General features: G+C 44.4%; 11 protein-coding genes and 1 pseudogene. 5 read left to right on the forward strand and 7 right to left on the reverse strand.

Annotated elements, in window-relative coordinates; genetic code table 11:
• Positions 1 to 5: 5 nt before the first annotated feature.
• Positions 6 to 1,037, forward strand: coding sequence for a phage tail protein (locus H6H03_RS26540; RefSeq protein WP_190958047.1), 1,032 nt, complete (start codon positions 6 to 8; stop codon positions 1,035 to 1,037).
• A 79-nt stretch (positions 1,038 to 1,116) separates the two neighbouring features.
• On the forward strand, positions 1,117 to 2,316 hold the full coding sequence (locus tag H6H03_RS26545) for a DUF4159 domain-containing protein (RefSeq protein WP_190958048.1): 1,200 nt from the start codon (positions 1,117 to 1,119) through the stop codon (positions 2,314 to 2,316).
• A 78-nt stretch (positions 2,317 to 2,394) separates the two neighbouring features.
• Here the strand turns inward: H6H03_RS26545 and H6H03_RS26550 are convergent, their stop codons facing one another.
• The 5 genes from H6H03_RS26550 to H6H03_RS26570 all read right to left on the reverse strand — a co-directional run bounded on the left by H6H03_RS26550 (position 2,395) and on the right by H6H03_RS26570 (position 9,676).
• Positions 2,395 to 3,267: a bile acid:sodium symporter family protein gene (locus tag H6H03_RS26550; protein ID WP_190958049.1), complete on the reverse strand. Its 873-nt coding sequence runs from the start codon at positions 3,265 to 3,267 to the stop codon at positions 2,395 to 2,397.
• A gap of 192 nt (positions 3,268 to 3,459) precedes the next feature.
• Entirely contained in the window at positions 3,460 to 5,799 is a 2,340-nt protein-coding gene (locus tag H6H03_RS26555; protein WP_190958050.1) for an arylsulfatase, read from the reverse strand.
• Between the two features lie 3 nt (positions 5,800 to 5,802).
• Complete coding sequence (locus H6H03_RS26560) at positions 5,803 to 6,816, reverse strand: formylglycine-generating enzyme family protein (RefSeq protein WP_190958051.1); 1,014 nt, start codon at positions 6,814 to 6,816, stop codon at positions 5,803 to 5,805.
• A gap of 593 nt (positions 6,817 to 7,409) precedes the next feature.
• Positions 7,410 to 9,086, reverse strand: coding sequence for an eCIS core domain-containing protein (locus H6H03_RS26565; protein ID WP_190958052.1), 1,677 nt, complete (start codon positions 9,084 to 9,086; stop codon positions 7,410 to 7,412).
• A gap of 170 nt (positions 9,087 to 9,256) precedes the next feature.
• Complete coding sequence (locus tag H6H03_RS26570; RefSeq protein ID WP_190958053.1) at positions 9,257 to 9,676, reverse strand: DUF6220 domain-containing protein; 420 nt, start codon at positions 9,674 to 9,676, stop codon at positions 9,257 to 9,259.
• Between the two features lie 120 nt (positions 9,677 to 9,796).
• Between H6H03_RS26570 and H6H03_RS26575 the strand changes: the two genes are divergently transcribed.
• A complete protein-coding gene (locus tag H6H03_RS26575; protein WP_190958077.1) occupies positions 9,797 to 10,585 on the forward strand; it encodes a helix-turn-helix transcriptional regulator in 789 nt (262 codons plus the stop codon).
• 307 nt (positions 10,586 to 10,892) lie between these two features.
• Here the strand turns inward: H6H03_RS26575 and H6H03_RS41815 are convergent, their stop codons facing one another.
• Both H6H03_RS41815 and H6H03_RS26585 read right to left on the reverse strand, forming a co-directional pair.
• Positions 10,893 to 12,662 (reverse strand): ATP-binding response regulator, encoded by a 1,770-nt coding sequence (locus H6H03_RS41815; RefSeq protein ID WP_390842902.1) that lies wholly within the window; start codon positions 12,660 to 12,662, stop codon positions 10,893 to 10,895.
• A gap of 876 nt (positions 12,663 to 13,538) precedes the next feature.
• Positions 13,539 to 14,048 (reverse strand): hypothetical protein, encoded by a 510-nt coding sequence (locus H6H03_RS26585; protein ID WP_190958055.1) that lies wholly within the window; start codon positions 14,046 to 14,048, stop codon positions 13,539 to 13,541.
• Positions 14,049 to 14,614: 566 nt separating this feature from the next.
• Here H6H03_RS26585 and H6H03_RS26590 point away from each other — a divergent pair.
• Positions 14,615 to 14,838, forward strand: a pseudogene (locus H6H03_RS26590) (DnaB-like helicase C-terminal domain-containing protein); the annotation flags it as partial.
• Between the two features lie 782 nt (positions 14,839 to 15,620).
• Positions 15,621 to 19,550: a beta strand repeat-containing protein gene (locus H6H03_RS26595; RefSeq protein ID WP_190958056.1), complete on the forward strand. Its 3,930-nt coding sequence runs from the start codon at positions 15,621 to 15,623 to the stop codon at positions 19,548 to 19,550.
• The last annotated feature ends 194 nt before the right edge of the window (positions 19,551 to 19,744 follow it).

Below are 19,744 nucleotides of genomic sequence, written 5' to 3' on the forward strand. Positions count from 1 at the left end.
ATCCTATGGTTCAAAGTCGCTTTAGTCCGGGTGTACGGATTCAATTAACCCCAATGCAAATTCCCGAAGCTTTACCTGTGGGAGGCTTAACCTTTGCCAATGAGGAAAACGTGGATGCAGCAGGACGTAGTTTACTATTGCATCCTGGACACCCAAGTGAAATGGTTGTCCAAGTGCAAAACTTAGAAGCGCGTCCTTTGCGGGTAAACTTCAGCGTTGAGGGAAACTTTCCGAGTGAGTGGTGCCAAATTGGTACAGAAGGTAGTGAGATCCCACCTCGCGGACAAATGGATGCAGTCCTCTACTTTTCTATTCCTGAAACATTTTTTGAAGATCGGGAAGCCATAAAACCAGGAAAAAAAGATAAACTAACTCTTAATTTTCGTAGCCTAGTTACTCTACACATCGACCAAGGCACAGACAACGAACAAATCCACAGAAGCGAATATTTCGATTTATACATCCGTCCCTACACAGCCTACATGGAATTCTTGCCAATTTTATATCGTGAAGTAGACTTTATTGGTCGCTTCATGAAAATATTTGAGCAAGCTTTTCAACCAATAATTGATAGTTATAACGTCATGTGGGCAAACCTCGACCCCCTGACAGCACCGCAAGCACTACTACCCTTTATGGCTCATTGGGTTGCTTGGCAAGTCGATTCCGTCTGGGATCTCCAGCAACAGCGCCGTTTAATTCGTCGTGCAGTAGAACTTTATCGCTGGCGAGGAACTCGTAAAGGATTACGTCTTTACTTACATCTTTATACAGGCTTACCTCTAGACGAACATTTACCCAATGAAGCAGATAAACATATTAGTATTACAGAACCTTTCGGCCCCAGTTTCATTATCGGAGACGCACAACTCGGAAGTGCAGTTTTAGCAGGTGGACAACCATATCATTTTGTAGTTCGCTTGCGTTCTAACATTTCTAGCGGCATCATCAACGAACAACTAATTCAAAGAATAATTGAACAAGAAAAACCAGCTTTTTGCACCTACGAACTAACCATCGAAAATCCTCCTAATTAAAAACTATAAAAACTCAATATTCTCTTTGCGCCTTTGCGCCTTTGCGTGAGCTTTTCTTAATTTTGAATTTTGAATTATTATGTCCCACCCCTTCCCCCCCCCACCAATAAAATCCTTTGAACGCCTGCAAGCCACAGACGGATTACTAATCAATGCCGAACGCTGGCGAGCAGCCCACGATTATCATCGTCTGCGGCAAAATGCCCAATATCAAAGTTTAAATCAACCAGGAATTGTCTGCGGTTTAGGTGTGCGACATATTCCTGCACCAAGCCAAGTAGAAGCTAGATATCGAGATGGACGTTGGGTACAAATTCAACCCGGTATCGCCATTGATTTAGCAGGTAATTTAATTGTTGTACCCACCTCCTATGACTTTCCCATTGATATAGAAGTAGCAACATCAGAACCAATCATGGTCTACTTAGTAGTCAGCTATGTAGACCCTGACGAATTGCGACGCGCACAGCAAAGAGATATTGTTCAAGAAACGTATCGAATTGACCAAAGAAACTCGACGCCAATCAGTTCAGAAATCGAAATATGTCGCATCCTCCTCCAACCAGGACATACTGACATTACCCAACCTGCGGATGCCTTTTTCCCTGGATATAACAACATTGATTTGCGTTATCGCCGCCAAGCACAAATGCGTCCCCAAGCACTTGTAGCGATGGCACAGGCGAATCATAGCGATCCAGAATGTGCGCGTAATTTTTTCAGCCTTTCATACTTGTTACAAGCAGTAGAACCCTTATATCCCAATTTGCGAGGAGCTGACGAAACAGGACAGGTTTCTTTATCAGAAAATATTCAAGATTATGACCTACTTTATCTCACTGGCGGACAAGCCATATCTTTAAATAGTCTCGAATTTGAATCCCTCAAAAATTACTTAAATTTAGGTGGCGTACTTCTAGTTGATGCACCAACAAATGCTAGCGCTTTGATTGAAAGTACTCAAGCATTAGCACAACAATTAGAGAGTCCTTTAAGACCTTTAGAAGAATTGCAACGTAGTCATCCTTTAAGAACAAAACCTTTTTTATTTGCTGCGCTGCCATTGGTTAATCAACAGCAGATTAAACTCTTAATGGGCGGAGGAATTATTTTAGTAATTGGTGATTTAGCAACTGCTTGGGGATTGGATAGAGATTTGAGTTTACCCCGATTAACCATTCGTACAGCTCAAGAACTGGGAATTAATATTCTTCACTATGCTTGGAAGCGACGACAGTTAATTGGCTTACAACAAGAAGATAATTCCGGTCAGTGGTAAATATTTTTAACGAACCGCAAAGGACGCAAAGAACGCAAAGGAAGAGATAGGTAATCTTATGGCGGGAAGGGAGTAATATTAAACCTTTACCTGTTTTATATCTGCATTGGTTGGTTGGTCTATTTCTATAAACCTTGGCCCAATAATGAGAACTGTAATCATCATTAATATACTCGTCACCATAATGATGCTCACCACGCTGGGATCTTCAAAATTGCTTGTACCCACTAATAATGCTGCGGCAAAATTGCGTTGAGCCGTTCCGACTCCTAACACTCTTTGGGTATCAACACCAGGGCCGCCTAAAAGATAACCTACGGTAAAAGAGAAGAGAATAAATACAGCACAAACAAAGATTGCACCTGTTTTTAATAAGGCAATGATATCGTTAGTATGAACTACCAATCTAACTACTAGACCTAAAAGTAATCCAGCATTAGATAATTTGAATAAAATCGGTTGAAGATTTGCAGCGATCGCTCCAAATTTGGCTTTAATAAATAGCCCAATTATCAATGGGCTAACCATCATTAATAACAACGGTTTTGCAATCTCCCAAGAGTTGATTTGCACCCCTTCTACCACTAACGGCAATACAATCGGCATATAAACGATTGTGCCCAACATCAGCAACATCATTAACCCCACAGAAAAAGCAATATTGCCCTTGACTATATGAGCAAGTTTTGGTAAAGCTGGCGGCCCTGATGCCACTGCCATAATTAGTAAACCATCTCTAAGGGGTTCACTTAGATGTACTACTTGCAGCAGCAGATAGACAAAAAGCGGTACTAGTACAAAATTTGTCAGCAGAGACAAGATAACGAGGCGGCGGTTACGCAGTGGTTCCCAAATCTCTTGTACGGTTAGGCGTAAACCCGCACCCAACATAGTGAAAACAATGAATGTGAGAAGCGCTAATTTGTCGATTACTGGCAAAATTTCATTCATGATTTTAATAGGAATGGGGCATTGGGCATGGGGACTGGGGACTGGGGACTGGGGATTGGGGATTGGGGATTAAGGATTGGGGGGCATTAGGAGTGTGTCCGGGGTGGGAAGAGTGGAAAGGGTGAAAAGCTTTTTTATAATCTCCCCACACTCCCCTGTTCCCAGTCCCCAGTCCCTAATCCCCAGTCCCCATTACTTCAACTCAAGGCTGACTTGCTGTAAGTTGCCGGTGAAGGCGAAGGGTACTTGGTAGGTGTCAACGACCGGAGTACCTGTGTCTCTACCCACATCAAAGGTTTCATCTAGGGCTAAACGATAAGCAATGGTTTTTTCGATTCGACCTTCGGCTACCTGCTGTTGGTTGATGAATAATTTGCCGGTTCCGCCTGCACCTACGCTGCCACCGTCATAATCAAAGTCGAACCGTAATGTTGATTTCCCCGCAGGCAGTTTTTCGGGGGATTGAATGATGTAGCGCACGGCATTGGCATAGTTGTAGATATAAGTGGGTTTGCCATCTTCAAGGAAAAAGCTCCAACCGGCAAAACGTCCGCCTTGGGTTAAGAGGATACCTTCTGCCCCAGTTTCAGGAATTTCTACGTTAGCTGTGATGCTGAAGGATCTGTTTTTCAGGTTTGGGGCGCTACCTTCTGGGATGCCAAATACACCAGGATAATAAGTAAAGTTTGTGCGCCCGGCGGTGACGCTGGGGCGAATTTTGACATCAAATCGGTCTATAACGCGATCGTCTAATGGTAAGACTTGGTGGTTACGGGCTTCTTTGAAAAATAGCTTTTGTAGTTTTTCTAGCTTGTCTGGATTTTCTTGAGCCAAGTTATTCGCTTCGCTGAAATCTTCTGCAATGTTGTACAGTTCCCACGCATCTGTATCAAAGTCACCTTTTACAGTACGTTCCCAAGGCAAGCGACCATGACGAGCTGCTGCTACCCAGCCGCGATCGTAAATGGCTCGGTTGCCCAACATCTCGAAGTACTGGGTTTCACGGGTGGAGGGAGCATCAGGGTTATCGAAGCTATAAACTAGGCTAGTACCTTCGATTTGTTGTTGCTTGACCCCATTCACTTCTTTAGGGGCAGTAATTCCAGTTACTTCTAAAATGGTGGGTGCAATATCAATTACGTGATGGAATTGGCTGCGGATTCCACCTCGGTCTTTAATGCCTTCACCCCAAGAAATTACCAAGGGGTTGCGAGTTCCACCAAAGTGAGAGGCGATTTGCTTTGTCCATTGGAAGGGAGTGTTAACTGCCCATGCCCAAGCCGCTGGAAAATGGTTGAATGTCTTGGGACTGCCCAAGTCATCATAGGAAGCAAGCAGTTGTGGGAAATTTTCGGGTACACCGTTGAAGAATTTCAACTCGTTGACGGTACCTGTTAAACCGCCTTCTGCACTGGCACCGTTATCTCCCACAACGTAGATGACTAGGGTGTTGTCTAGTTCGCCGAGTTGGGCAACTGCATCAATTAACCGCCCAATTTCATAATCTGTGTGGGCGAGAAATCCGGCAAATACTTCTGCCATGTGGGCAGAGAGTTTCTTTTGCTCTACCGAAAGGGAATCCCAAGCTGGTAGTTCTTGGGGGCGGGGTGTGAGTTGGGCATTGGCAGGAATCACACCCAGTTGTTTTTGACGGGCAAAGATTTCTTCGCGCAATTTATCCCACCCTTGGTCAAATTTACCTTTGTACTTGTCAATCCAAGCTTTGGGGGCGTGGTGGGGTGCATGGGTGGCTCCGGTGGCGAGATAGGTGAAAAAGGGTTTGTCAGGAGCGATGGATTGTTGGTTGCGAATCCAGGCGATCGCATGGTCTACTAAGTCGGGTGTCAGGTGGTAATCGGGGTTATTGGCTGGTTTCTCAACTCGTTTAGTATTTTCTACCAACGCCGGACTCCACTGGTTAGTATCGCCACCCAAGAAACCGTAAAAGTACTCAAATCCTAATCCTGTAGGCCAGCGATCGAAGGGCCCGGCAGCACTGGTTTCATAGTCTGGTGTGTTGTGCCATTTACCGAAAGCAGCAGTATTATACCCATTTTGCCGCAGCACTTCGGCAACGGTGGCAGCACTCTTGGGCAAAATTGTTGTGTAGCCAGGATAACCTGTAGCTAATTCCTCAACGACTCCTGTATTCACTGAATGGTGATTGCGTCCTGTTAATAGTGCTGCCCTGGTAGGCGAGCAAAGGGCTGTGGTGTGGAATTGGTTGTAACGCAATCCTGTTTCGGCTAGGCGAGTCAAGTGAGGAGTTTCCACCGGGCCGCCAAAGGTACTGGCTTGTCCGAAGCCAACATCATCTAGTATCACTAGCAGAACGTTGGGGGCTTTAGCTGGGGCGGTTATTGGTTGGGGAAAATCTGGTTTTGAGTCTTTGTAGGTGATGCCAATTTTGCCCTTGAATTCTGGTTGGGGAATGGGTAAAACTTTCGATGTGGCTGCAAGGGCAGGGCTAGTAACCGTCAGTATGGTAATAACCAGAGATACAATGAGCGATCGCCAAAGTAAATGCAACATAAACTAATTGGTAATTGGTTGGACTTGATTCAAGCTCTTAACTAAGCGAAATCCGATATGGCCAGTTCCAGTGTCGGGGGCTTGAGATTCTCGCGCAGCAGGGCGGAAGCGGCTGCAATAGTTAGTAGCACAGAGGTAAGAGCCTCCTTTGATGGTGTGTAGGATGTTTTCTGTGGGTTTGTTAGGGTCAAAGCTGAGTTCTGGCCCTCTGGGATCGACACTATGGTTTTTGTGGTCATGCCCTACCCCAAACAAATCTGAAGTCAATTCCCAGACATTACCTGCCATGTCGTAAAGACCATAACCGTTGGGTGGAAAGGAACCAACGGGGGCGATACCTACGTAACCATCGCTTTTAGTGTTGAAAAAGGGAAAAATTCCTTGCCAGGTGTTGGCTTTTTTTTCAGAGTAGCGATCGCCCCATGTATAAGTTGCCCCGTCTAACCCACCACGGGCGGCGTATTCCCACTGGGCTTCGCTGGGTAACGATTTTCCTGCCCATCGGGCGTAGGCTACGGCATCTTCATAGGCAATATGAACAACTGGGTAGTTTTCTTTACCAGCGATCGCACTTTCTGGGCCGAAGGGATGTTGCCAATTCGCCCCAGTCTTCCAATGCCACCAACTCAGTTGCTTCGCTCCTGGTTTTGCCATCTCAAACACCAAGGAACCCGGTAATCTCTGCTCGTCTGGTAAGTTGGAAAACTGTTCTTTGGATAAAGGGCGCTCTGCAACTGTTACATATCCTGTTGCTTTGACAAATACCGTAAATTGTGCATTCGTAACTTCATATTTATCGATACAAAAGGAACTAACTGTGACATCAAAAGCCGATCGCTCTTCTAAAAAACCAGAATTATCTGACCCCATTGTGAATGTCCCTGCTGGAATCATTACCATTCCTTGGGGACAGGGATTTACACTAGCAGCAAAGGCAGGAGGAATGATGAATAAAAGTGCGATCGCCACTGCCGTAGCGAACAATAATCTTAAAAAACTTTTTCCTGACTTCGACATGTTAAAAAATACCCCCTTGGTCGGGCGATGCCTGGCTTGGGCTATGATTTTCATCAACAACATGCAAAATTAATACAAGCTTTTAAACCACTTGCATCAGGTGGTATTTACTGTCAATCAAACACATAAAAATTAAAAATAACTTCTGCTCAAATATTTACTATCTATTGATTCAAAACCAAAAAATATTGACCTTTAATAACAATAATTTATAGATAACAATCAAGTGAAAAATTTAGATATTTTCCACCACTAAGACTCTGATTCATACGCAATTTTGGCTTTATCAAGCTAAAATACTGTAAATCGGTAGACATAACGTATTTAAAACAATATTGATAAACTACCTCTTAGACAAAAATAAGTCAAGAACTTTGTTAAACGTCATAAGATAGCCCTCAAAACTCAAGAAGTTTTGAGGGCTAATTAACAAGCTATAGGACTAGTATTTGATTTTTGAAAAAAGTCAGTACCCGTTGACCTGCCTTTTTTACTATTGCCTATTGCCTATTACCTGCTTATCGTGCTTGCGCTACGCTTGGCGCACCACGCAAGTTATTTCAGGAATCAAATCGGATTGCTATAGAAGAATATCATTCCGATTGTTTCAATTTTTGAAGTTGAGCACTTTTGTTAACAATTATATCTGCATGGGAATCAGCACTTTTCTCCAGTGCATCACGGCGGGACTGATTACCGCCAAGACCATCGAGTTCAGCAGTTTCACCATGCATTTGCTGTACTGCATGTGAAACTTCGTGCGAAAGTGTATGTTGACCTTGGGGTGAATCTAAAGGAACCTGGGAATGCATAAAAATATTAGTTCCCCCCTCATGACTTGGCGTAGTAAATGCCGCTGCACTCATAGAGTCACAGTAAGCATCAGCCTGTCCTCCTTGTACGAGGTGTACTTTATCCAGGCTAACTGCATGATGTTGTTGTGCAGCAACAGCTACATCTGGGGGTAATGGAGTACTACCAGAATTACTTAATTGAAGTGGATTAACATTGTTAGCAGCCGCCGCGTTGCTAAAATTAGCCTGAGACTGCTCGGTAATTCCTAGTTGATTTTCCATCCAACCCTTACGTTGTGCTGGAGGTGCTGCTGGAGTTGGCGTTGGTGTTGGGGTGATTCCATTAGAAGTATAATAAGTGACATTGCCGCAACTCACAGTACCACTTACTCTCTTCATCGGTCTGATACCCTCACCAATAAACATACCCCACTTCAATGGATTTACATAGTCACTACCTTGAACATCTAGTTCGGGATTTAAAGATATTTCAGCAATTAGCGGCGCCATAAAGCGTTGCATGTTATTAGTCATGTTTGTTGTTCCGCCTCTACTGCTGGTTGTACCATCAGTGAATTTATCACTACGGCTAGTTGTAGTTGATGCTTCACCTCCCACAGACCCAGAACCGCCAGTAGAAGTTTCGCCACCTTTTGTAGGGTCTCCAGATTTCGTACCACTTGTACTACCGCCACTAGCCGTTGCTTTAGCGGAATCTGTGGTTGAGGTTGATGTTTCTGTACTGGAGGTGGTACTACCACCGAAGCCGCGAGTAGTGCCTGCACTTCCACCTCCTGAAAGAGGTTGCGGTTCACCTAACCTAAAGCGGATATACCCTCTCCAGTAGACGTTGACTCCGGTGGTTTCTACGAAATCGATGGGTATGTTTGTGTCTGATAAGCTAGTGTCGGAGAGTACTTGATCTATTCTGTCAATGTAGCGACTAAAATCTGGTGGTCTTGCTCCCGGCATATTATCTAGAGCTATTATCGCTTTTTGATCTAATAAAGAGATTACAGCACTTGTGTTTCCGTTGACTGTCTCTATGGTTGCGCCGCCAGGAATATTCATGCCATCTCGCTGAATCGGCTTTTGTTGCATAGGGTAGTTAGAAGCCTGCTTGGTTTCCACTGGTTCTGGTGTTACCTTTTGCTGAACGGCAGGTGCAGCCATCATACCTACTTGCTGCTGGTGAGATTCTCCCGGCTGGTTACTAAATGTATCCTGTGAATGCAACGATATTTTGCTAATGTCGTGATTTAGAGGCTGTTGAGTAAATGTTGCTTCTGAGGATTCCTCATCAAGCAAATCTTCTTCTTCAAGGTCTGTTGATATTATTGGACGCTGAACTTTATTTGTTTCTACACCAAAACCGCGCGTTGGGTTTGCCAATGTTGGAATACCTGGTGAGACAAGCGACGGATTTGTAGAAGTCGATGTAGCTGTTTTTCGCCGGCCAGTTTTACGATCGCTCATCTCACCTTTCCCCCATAAATATTGTTTGAGTCGATCATACAATTTGTCTAATTACACCGCTATCGACGTAAGTATAAATTATCTGATTTGGCAATTTTATTTAATGTATCTTTACGGAGCTTCATTTCTACGATCTAAGTAGTTCGGCCTGTATAGGACATAAACTGCTCCTATGGTTTAGTTACAACATCTGACTTGTTAAACACCTCACGCGATACGCGATGGACAAGGGTTGAAGAAACATAGAATAACGTGAATCCAATCAGCGGATGAAGCACCTCTAAGTGAAGTGGAGTCACCAGATGAATGCTGCAAAACTGGAGTCCAAGCAGCACGGGCAGACTTGTGGCGAGGGAACGAATTTTGCCGGAGAATGGAAGGCTCAACGACCCGCCCAGCAGGACTAACGACAGTCCACTGTACCCTCGCACAAGCCAAATATGCACCGTCCACCAGCCAGGATCGTTGAAGTAGGCAACCCCAACGGTTAATATCTGAGCTATCAAGCAGAGATTAAAAACAATTGAAGTTACATAAAAACCAATCTGCATCCATTGTGGGAAAGCACGATCTATTTCTGCGTTTATCATTATGTCAAACTGCCTATATGAGACTACATAACGGTGTAGCGGTGACTCTGAAATCTATCCCTATACTAGGAATTACACCCTGTCGCGCCTAGTCCTCGATCGAGTACTCTTTTCGCTATGATGACAATTTCGTTACAGCATTTATTTGAAGCTATCGATCGCGTCAACGATGAATCCGAAATGCGTTCGCACTTCGCACCAAAGCTGAGCGAGTATTTTGCCGCCAAGCGATCGGGAATCTTTTTTTTCGACCAACTTTTCGGCGTTGGCGCAGCCTCTCCTTTGGAGAATCGCAAGCTGCAAAGTATCCTGAATGTTGCATTGTCGATCGAACGTAATCCTGTAGCCCGTTATATCGCCGAGCGTCATACTCCGGTTCACGAAGGATTAGTCACCTCGCCGAAAGCTTGGGCAATCCTTTGTCCCCGTCCTGACCATTGGCATGTGATGGCAGGGCCAATTATCGATCGCAGTCAATTAGTAGGTGCGGTGGGCTGCACGCGTGACAAGTCGATGCCTGCTTTTGACAGTCAAAATCTTGCGGATTTGAGTGCCGTCTGTCTACACTTATCGGTTTGGACGACCACCCTGCGATTGACGCAGAGCGCAGCTTCAACACAACAGTACTACCCGTTTGCCACCGATTCTCTTTCACAGACGCTACGCCAACGCTTAACGCCTCGCGAACGGCAAATTGCCGACTTAGTTGCATTGGGGCGAACCAATGCAGAAATCGGAAAAGAACTTTGGATTACTGAAAATTCTGTCAAGCAAGCCTTGAAGCGCATGTTCCGTAAATTAAACGTTTCGTCTCGTACAGAAATGACTGCACAGATTGGCGCGACACAACATCATTTTCCAGTTGCAAAGCTATCTTCATCTAACTTGATGCTAGACACCAACCAGTAGCCAAAATATCTTTACCGAAGTGATTTACTGCTGTCCACAACCAAATTTATAGCCGTAGCCACATAGGTTAGGACATAATGACAAGCGTGAATACTACGAATGGTAATAGTTTTGCCTCTTGCCTCTTGCCCCCTGCCTCTTGCCTCTTGCCTCTTGCCTCTTGCCTCTTGCCTTTTGCCCCCTGCCTCTTGCCTTTTGCCCCCTGCCTCTTGCCTCTTGCCTCTTGCCTTTTGCCCCCTGCCTTTTGCCCCCTGCCTCTTGCCCCCCCTGCCTCTTGCCTCTTCCCCCCTGCCTCTAGCTATACTATTCACGGCTGAATTTTCTGCACTAGGCTAGCGACGACAGCAACCAACTGTTTTGGCTCAATTGGTTTGGGGAAATGTGTTTGATAGCCACAGGCGATCGCCTTGAGCCTATCTTCTTCCCCTGCAAAGGCTGTGACCGCTACGGCAAGAATGTGACCACCTACCTCAATTTCCCACTCCCTGACTTTTCGGATAAAATCGTAGCCGTCCTCTTGTGGCATACCGATGTCGCAAAGAATTAGAGCAGGTTTCCAGCTGACCACTTGTGCCAATGCCTCTGCTGCACAACTACAGGCGCGTACTTCTGCTCCCTGCTGCGTGAGTACTGCTGTGACAATATCTCTAGCGTCGGGTTCGTCGTCAACCACAAGCACTCTTACACCCTCAAGCCCGTACAGGTTTGCGATCGCCCAAGAGGTACTATCTACAGGTGTCTTTGCTAGGGCGCTAATCTTTTGCTGACGAACAGCCACCGGAAGATTAACAGTAAAAGTTGCCCCCTTGCCTTTACCTTCACTGTGGGCCTGCACCGTGCCACCATGAAGCTCGACTAAGTGACGGACGATGGCCAGACCTAGCCCCAAGCCCCCAAACTCCCTTGTAGTTGAGCCGTCGGCTTGGCGAAAGCGCTCAAAGACATGTGGTAGGAATTCTGCTTTGATACCCACACCAGTGTCCCGCACTATCAATTCGACAAACGAGTTAGTCTGCTGAAGCTGCACTTCAACCCGCCCACCTTGGGGCGTAAATTTAACAGCATTCGAGAGGAGGTTCCATACTACCTGCTGAAGCCGATTTAGATCTCCTAAGACAGGTTCCACATTGGCAAGTTGTAGCTGTAAATCGATGTCTTTAACTTCGGCGGCGTGGTGTAGCGAATCGGCCGCACTGACGATTACGGTGGCTAAGTTTAGCAGCTGTGGTTCCAGGCGGAGTTTCCCATTCACGATCCGCGATGTATCGAGGAGGTCATTTACCAGTTGTGCCTGGGCTTTAGCGTTCCGCTCGATGGTAGCGATCGCCTGCTGTGTCTTTTCTTGGTCGAGCTTCCCAGCACGTAGCAACTGGGCCCAGCCTAAGATACCGTTGAGAGGGGTTTTCAGTTCGTGAGAGACGGTAATTAAGAACTCGTCCTTGAGGCGGTTAGCCGCCTCTGCTTCAGCCCGCGCTGCTTCAACCTGCCTTAAGTGTTCGTCCCGCTCTCGCTGGCGTTCTTGCAGAAGACCAGCCGAAAATTTTAAAGCTTCCCCTAATAAGGCTACTTCCTTAATATGTGAGGGACTGATGCGCGGATATTCACCTTTAGCGAGGGATTCTGCGGCGCAAGCAGCCGAGGCAATGCTTTGAGAAATCCAGTGCGAGAGGAGCGCGGCGCCCACACTACTTATTAGCAGCAACGTCAAGCCAGAGCCAACGACAAGCCACATAGCCCGACGAGGCGGACTGTCAATGACCTCAATAGGAACGACGACAGCGGTTGTCCAGTTAGAGAAATTCGCTCGCCTAAAGGCAACGTAGACTGGCGCTCCCTCCAAATTGATTTCCTGGTAGACACCCTCGGTAGCCTGAGCAATTCGTTTTAGAAAAGATGGAGTGCCTGGCTTCCCCACAAAGCGATGAGAATTGCGAGTCCGGGCCACAACGACACCGCGCCCGTCAAGAATAGTACGTGTCCACTCCCCATCAACAGGTGTTTGTGTCTTGATAACGCTAGCGAGTCCTTGGGGAGTCATAACGGCAGTCAGCACATACTGTAGCTTGTTTGAGCGCATTACTGGAACGCGGACAGGGAATGCTAATTTCCGCTTCAAACCTCCAAGGACGAGATAGCCTACTGTCGGCTGATGTGTTTGGACAACACGTCGTAGACTTTCAGGTTCATTGGCTTTTGGTAGTGAAACACCAAAGGGATAATTGGTGTTCACGATTTGTTGTCCGTCTGGCGTTAACAGGATCGCATTTACCCAAGTTGGTTGCGTTTGTACTGTGCGCCATGCCTCATTGTAAAAGGCTTTGAAATCACCTTTGTCAAGGCGCTCAGACGCTGCCAGTGCTTGGAGAGTCCTGGTTGTGGTAGAGATTTCGCGCTCTACATCTTGAGTAAGATTACGTGCTGCTAGAACCAAGCGACGCTCTGATGCCGCACGCTCGTTGAGCGAGAGTCTGTGTACAACAACAACAGCGAAAAGGACAACTGGCAGTAAAGCCCCTGCTACGAGTAATACAAGATGCCACTTGAGAGTCAACGTGCGTCCGCCGACAGCATTCAAGTCGTCATTTATACTGTTTTTTGGCAAACCGCCTCCCAAGTGTGAGGGGAGTTTGGTTTTATCTGATCTTGTCACGCTCTTTTGCTGAAAGCACACCAAGCTATTTGTGTGCTGTAATCATTGGATTATAACTACCTATTAATCTAATACTAGTGATAGCCCTGAAATATTTTCCCCTAATTAACGTATTATTCGCCACCTGCTACCTTTAGCAATGTCCCAGGAGTGAAGTCCCCGCGTTTGTTTGTGCGAAGGTCGGCAAAGTCAACAAGAACGTGCTGCCTTCTGCCAAAGTACTTTGTTTTTTATGGAATTGTTCAAAATGCTGGCAGTCTGACAATCATGACTCAACATACACTTTTCTCACTTGTTGAATCTTTATTGGGAAATTGACTCCGAAGCTACAAAGATCGTTGGAATGGGCATTACCATCAACATTACTAAGTTAGCAACCCAAAACAACACAACAATGCTAAAACCCACCAATGTCAAATAGGAAAATGTTAATTGCGTGAATCCATCCAGCAGTTGCCACAACCGAAAAGCTGTGTAGAAAAAACCAATGGGTACAACAACACTTGGCACCAGCCAGCGACTAAACACATATTCACAGATGAGCTGTACCGCTACTATCAATAAGTAACTCCCCCAGAATACCCATGAAGATGGTTGCCTCCAAGCCAGAACTAACAAGCAGATAGGTAACAAAATTCCGGTAACTAAGGCTAACTTGACCCACCATTGGAGAAATTGCCATTGCTTCTGGCTATACCCAATTTCTGCTGTAAAGGGTAAACGTCGAGCTTTAACACCAAAACCATAGCCAAGAGCTAGACTTGTTGTAATCACAACAAAGAGCGTAAGAATCAATCCATTATTAACTGTCATCTACTCTTACACCTAACACATTTATTCTATGAGTACCAATTCTCATACTTTTAGTTTAATCTGGCTCTAACATTTTCCTCAGAGTAACTAGGTTGGTGTTGAAAATTGTCGTTATGACCACCCGTGACAGGTTAAGAAAAAATGCATTTTGTCAATCAGCTAAAATACTCAAAAATCTGTTAATGAAAATGATAATCGTAGCGGAGCACTGGGGAAGGAGGCAAGCCTCGCTTGCCTCCTTCCCCAGTTTTTGATTATTATTATCAAATTGTTGTTTACAGGGCTAATATAGAGACTTTAGTTGTTAGTCATCCCCAGGATCTTCAGGAGCTATTTTATGAAATTGCAACAGCATTATCAAGATTGAGAGCATCTTGTATTGTGTCAGTGTTAGTAGATTTTGAAAGCAATTTTGGTAGAATTAGGTAACATTATCATTTGTAGGTCTTGTTGAGAATACCTGACCTATCTTTTTTTACTCTAAAACGGTCACACTCTTCTATTTCCTTGCCTTCAGCCCCTTTGCCACCCCTTCAGAACGTGAAGTTCAACATCACAATGATGAACGCCCCATACTGAGCGATCTACAGTCAAGTGGTGCTGTTGAGCAAGACAGTGATGTTGTCATCATGCTCTACCGCGAAGAATTGTATAACCCAGATACCCCAGATGTGGCATTTCTGATTCGATCGTTCGCAAGCAACGCAATGGCCCTACTGGCACGGTCAAGCTTTTGTTTGACCATCAGTTTACCAGATTCAAGAATTTATCTCGCGGTCGGGGGTTTTAATGAGCTAGTTGGAAATTGACTTTGAAAATATAAAGCATATACAAAGTTCAGTGCTTATGAATAGATTTATTAGCAATGAATATAAAGAATATGCAAAGATATCTGTCTAAATCTACAAATGTAAGTAAATATTCTAGATTGAGTTAGTATGATGTTATCTGAGATATAATACTCATATTTGATTTTTGAAAAAAACTCAGTACTCCTTTATTCCTTCTTCCCAGTCCCCAGTCGCCAGTCCCTAGTCTCTACGAGTAATTCAGGAATCAAATCGGATTGCTATATTTCTTGTTCGTCAGCGAAATACCCGAAGGCGATCGCCCGCTAAAAAGGTATTGAGATTATTGCTCCTATCCCTGTAAAGTGTTCCCTATTTTCAAACTAGTACGACTTAGGCATTGAACCAACCAAACGCTCGAATTTTGGTTTGGGGCATTGCACCTTGGCTTTTCAACTCTTGTTCAGCAATGTCTACGCTAAATGCTTGTCAATACTACTAATGGAGGATGTTTGAAACAACTGTGAAACTAGTTGTTTTTGTGAATCTACATCCTCACAAATTTGTACGGCACTTAAAACGCAGATAATCCTTAATAGTTGGATAAATACTACTTGCAAATAACTTAAAAGGAGATTTGTCATCAAAAAATTCTAATTTTTCAAGGTTATATCAGGTATACCGAAAACATCATCTTTCGGCGAATTTTTGTGCGCTCAAACAGCACTCACAGCAACTTGAGAACTTCATTTACCGCAAAAATCGATTCAGGTAGGAAAAAGTTATGTCAAATATCATTGGAACCAACGCAAACGATACCCTAAATGGTAGTAGCGACGCCGACACAATTAATGGCAAAGCTGGTAATGATGTCATTAATGGTCGAGGAGGCAAAGACACCTTAACAGGTGGGGGCGGTAAGGATACATTTTTTTACGATGACTACTTTGTCTATAGTACTGATGAGACTGATATTATTACTGATTTCGGTGGTGTAGGTAAAGGAACAAACCCAACAGCATCAGTTATTGCTGAAGTTGATACCATCCAATTTAATGGGGAAGGGTTGACTGCACGAAATATGCTACTCACCCAAAATGGCACAAACTTAGAAATTACCTTTGAAAGGGGAGTTTTAGGGCCAGTTACTAAAAAAGTCATCTTGCAAAACTTCAAACTAGAAGATTTGGATAACTTGAAAGCTTCTGGTAGTAGGCCAGCTATTGGCAATATTATCTTTGATGGACAAACTACCATTACCGATAGCTTTAATGTTCTAGATGCCAATTCTACCGATACGAGCATCGGCATCAAGAACACAGTCACCTTTCTCAATGAGCTGGACAACAACATTACAGGTTTAGATGACTCAGATGATGTCATTAATGGTCAGGGGGGTAATGACAAAATCGATGGCTTAAGTGGCAACGACTTGCTGCGTGGTGGTACGGGGAATGATACTCTCATTGGCGGTCTGGGAAATGACACCCTCGTTGAGGTTACTGGCAATAACTCCCTTGTTGGTGGTGCTGGTGAAGATACCTTAAAAGTTGACTCTTCAGGTGGCGATAATACCCTCAACGGCGGCGCTGGTAACGATATATTGAGCGCTCAGGCTTCACAAGGTAATAACTTACTTTTTGGTGGCGATGGGAATGATATTCTTGACGCCTCTTACCTGAGTATTGACAGCGGATACAGTTATATTGCAACCTCAGGTAATAACACTCTCTACGGTGGCGCTGGTGACGATACATTGCTTGCTCTGACTCCAAAAGGCAATAGATTACTTTCTGGGGACGATGGCAATGATTTGCTCTCAGTGTCTGGGGTTGATGGTTATAGATCTTACTATAGTTTTAGCTCCTCAGGTAATAATACCCTCAACGGTGGCGCTGGTAACGATACACTGCTTGCTCAATATTCAACAGGCAATAACCTACTCTCTGGTGGCGATGGCAATGATTCTCTAGACATCTCTGGCTATTTTATTGAGTACTACAGTTTTAATGATTATGATGCCACTTCAGGTAATAACACCCTCAACGGTGGCACTGGTAACGATACATTGCGTGCTGAGTATTCAACAGGCAATAACTTACTCTCTGGTGGCGATGGCAATGATTCCTTTTATCTAAATACTTTATCCTTTGATAATTTAGCAACTCAAACAGTAGATGGAGGAAAAGATGACGATTTGTTGTCTGTCGATGGCAGTATTGCTAACCAAGGAATTACTTCGACATACAATGCCACTGCTAATACTGGAGTAATTAAAGCAGGCAATTATCAAGTTAGCTACAACAATATCGAACGATTAAATATCTTAGGTACACAGTACAATGACAACATTTTAGGGAGCAATGGCAACGATACACTCTCCACAGGCAATGGTGGCAAAGATACAATAGATGGGGGTAAGGGTGACGATGTAGTGTCTGCTAGCTACAAAGATGCTACAGGTGCAATCACAACGACATACAATGCCACTACTAATACTGGTTCAATTACCGCAGGCACTTATCAGGTTACCTACAAGAATATCGAACGATTAAATATCTCAGGTACAGCCTACAATGACAAGATTGTGGGCAACAGTGGCAATGATACGCTCTCTACAGGCAGTGCTGGCAATGATACGATCGATGGCGGTCAAGGTGACGATGTGCTGTCCGTCGATTATTTCAGTAATACAACAGGTATTACGACGACATACAATGCCACTACTAAAACTGGAGTAATTACCGCAGACAGTAATCGGGTTAGTTACAAGAATATCGAACGATTAAATATCTCTGGTACATACTTCGATGACAAAATTTTGGGGAACAATGGCAACGATACGCTCTTTGGGGGCTATGACGGTAATGATACGATTATTGGCGGTGCAGGTAATGATGTCCTAAAAGGTGGGAAGGGTAACGACACCTTAACTGGTGGTTCCGGCAATGATAAATTTGTTTACGACTTGTTAGAGAGCGGCTATCAAATTGGTACTGATATAATCACAGATTTCAATGCCTCCCTAGACACTTTGGAATTTATAGATAACACTAGCTTCCGTCTATTCAGTGCTCAAAATCTGCAATTAACTCAAAACGGTAACAATTTAGAAATCACCTTTGAAGAATTATCTAATAACAATACTGGCAAAGTCATTCTCCAAAATTTCCAACTAGAAAACCTCAATGGTGAGAATATCCTGTTTGCTGGACAAACCGGCATCAGCGACAGTATTGATGTGTTTGATGCTAATTCTACTCAAACTAGCCTGTTGAACAAAAACACTGTTACCTTCCTTAATGACCTCAACAACAACATTACGGGTTTTGACAACTCCAATGATGTGGTGAATGGTCAGGGGGGTGACGATATCATCAACGGCTTAAGTGGTAACGATCTTTTGAGAGGTAATGCCGGAAATGATACTCTCATTGGCGGTGCAGGAAATGATACTCTCATTGGCGGTGCGGGAAATAATAGCCTTGATGGTGGTACTGATGACGATATATTGAGCGCTAGGGGTTCAACAGGCAATAATACTCTCAATGGAGGTGCAGGTAACGATACATTGGATGGTGTGGCTTCGACAGGCAAGAACCTGCTTCTTGGCGGCGATGGCAATGATTCTCTTGACCTTACTGGCAGTTACTACACCAACGGTGACTACTCCTCCGACTCTCGCTCTTTAGGCAATAACACCCTCAATGGAGGTACAGGTGACGATACATTGAGTGCTAAGGGTTCAAAAGGCAATAATCTGCTTATTGGGGGCGATGGCAATGATTCTCTAGATATCTTTGGCGGCTACTCCAACCAATCTTACTCCACCTCCGACTATCGCTCTTTAGGCAATAACACCCTTGATGGAGGTGCAGGTGACGATACATTGAATGCTGGTGGTTCAAAAGGTGACAACCTGCTTATTGGAGGCGATGGCAATGATTATCTTGACATCTCTGGCGACTACACCGACTACTCTGACTCTCGCCCCTCTGGTAATAATACCCTAGAAGGTGGTGCTGGTGACGATAACTTGAGCTTTAGCAGTTCAACAGGCGATAATCTCCTCTCTGGCGGCGATGGCAATGACTCCTTCAATCTAATCACCAATTCCGTAGATACTGACCTGCCTGATTTAGTGATTCAAACAGTAGATGGAGGTAATGGTAATGATTCGTTGTTCGCCATTTACAACTTTACTGCTGGGGGAATTACTTCGACATTCAATGCTACTACTAACACTGGCTCAATTACAGTGGGTATGTATCGGGTTAACTACAATAATATCGAACAATTAAAGATCTCAGGTACGGACAATAATGACTCGATTGTTGGGAGCAATGGCAATGATACCCTTAATGGTGGTGGAAACGGTAATGATAGCCTTTTTGGAGGAGCTGGCATCGATACCTTTGGTTTCAATAATTACAATGAGGGTGTTGACACTATTTATGACTTCAACGCTACTAATGAACTAATCCAGGTATATGGTTTTAATTTTGGTGGCGGCTTATCAAAAGGCTCACTTCAGGCGAGTCAGTTTACCATTGGAACATCTGCAAGTACTAGTAGTCAGCGATTTATTTATGACTCGACTACAGGTGCATTGTTCTTTGACCGAGATGGTAGTGCGGGTGCGTTTAACAAGGTACAATTTGCTTTAGTTACTGCTGGCTTATCATTAACCAACAACAATTTTGTAGTTGTTTAAAGGTTGCTAGGGTTAGATTACAGGGCGGCAAGTAACGGGACTTAAACAAAACAGGAAAGTAAAAAAGATTATAATGCTATCTCAGCATAGCTTTCACGTTGAAAAAAGTTCATCAAAGAAACTACCCCCGCAGCCATGCCCCCATGCTTTGAAAGATGGTGTCAACGATTTGATGATGTGTTTACTCACAAAGC

This window comes from Nostoc paludosum FACHB-159 (assembly GCF_014698835.1).
GTDB classification, from domain to species: domain Bacteria; phylum Cyanobacteriota; class Cyanobacteriia; order Cyanobacteriales; family Nostocaceae; genus Nostoc; species Nostoc paludosum.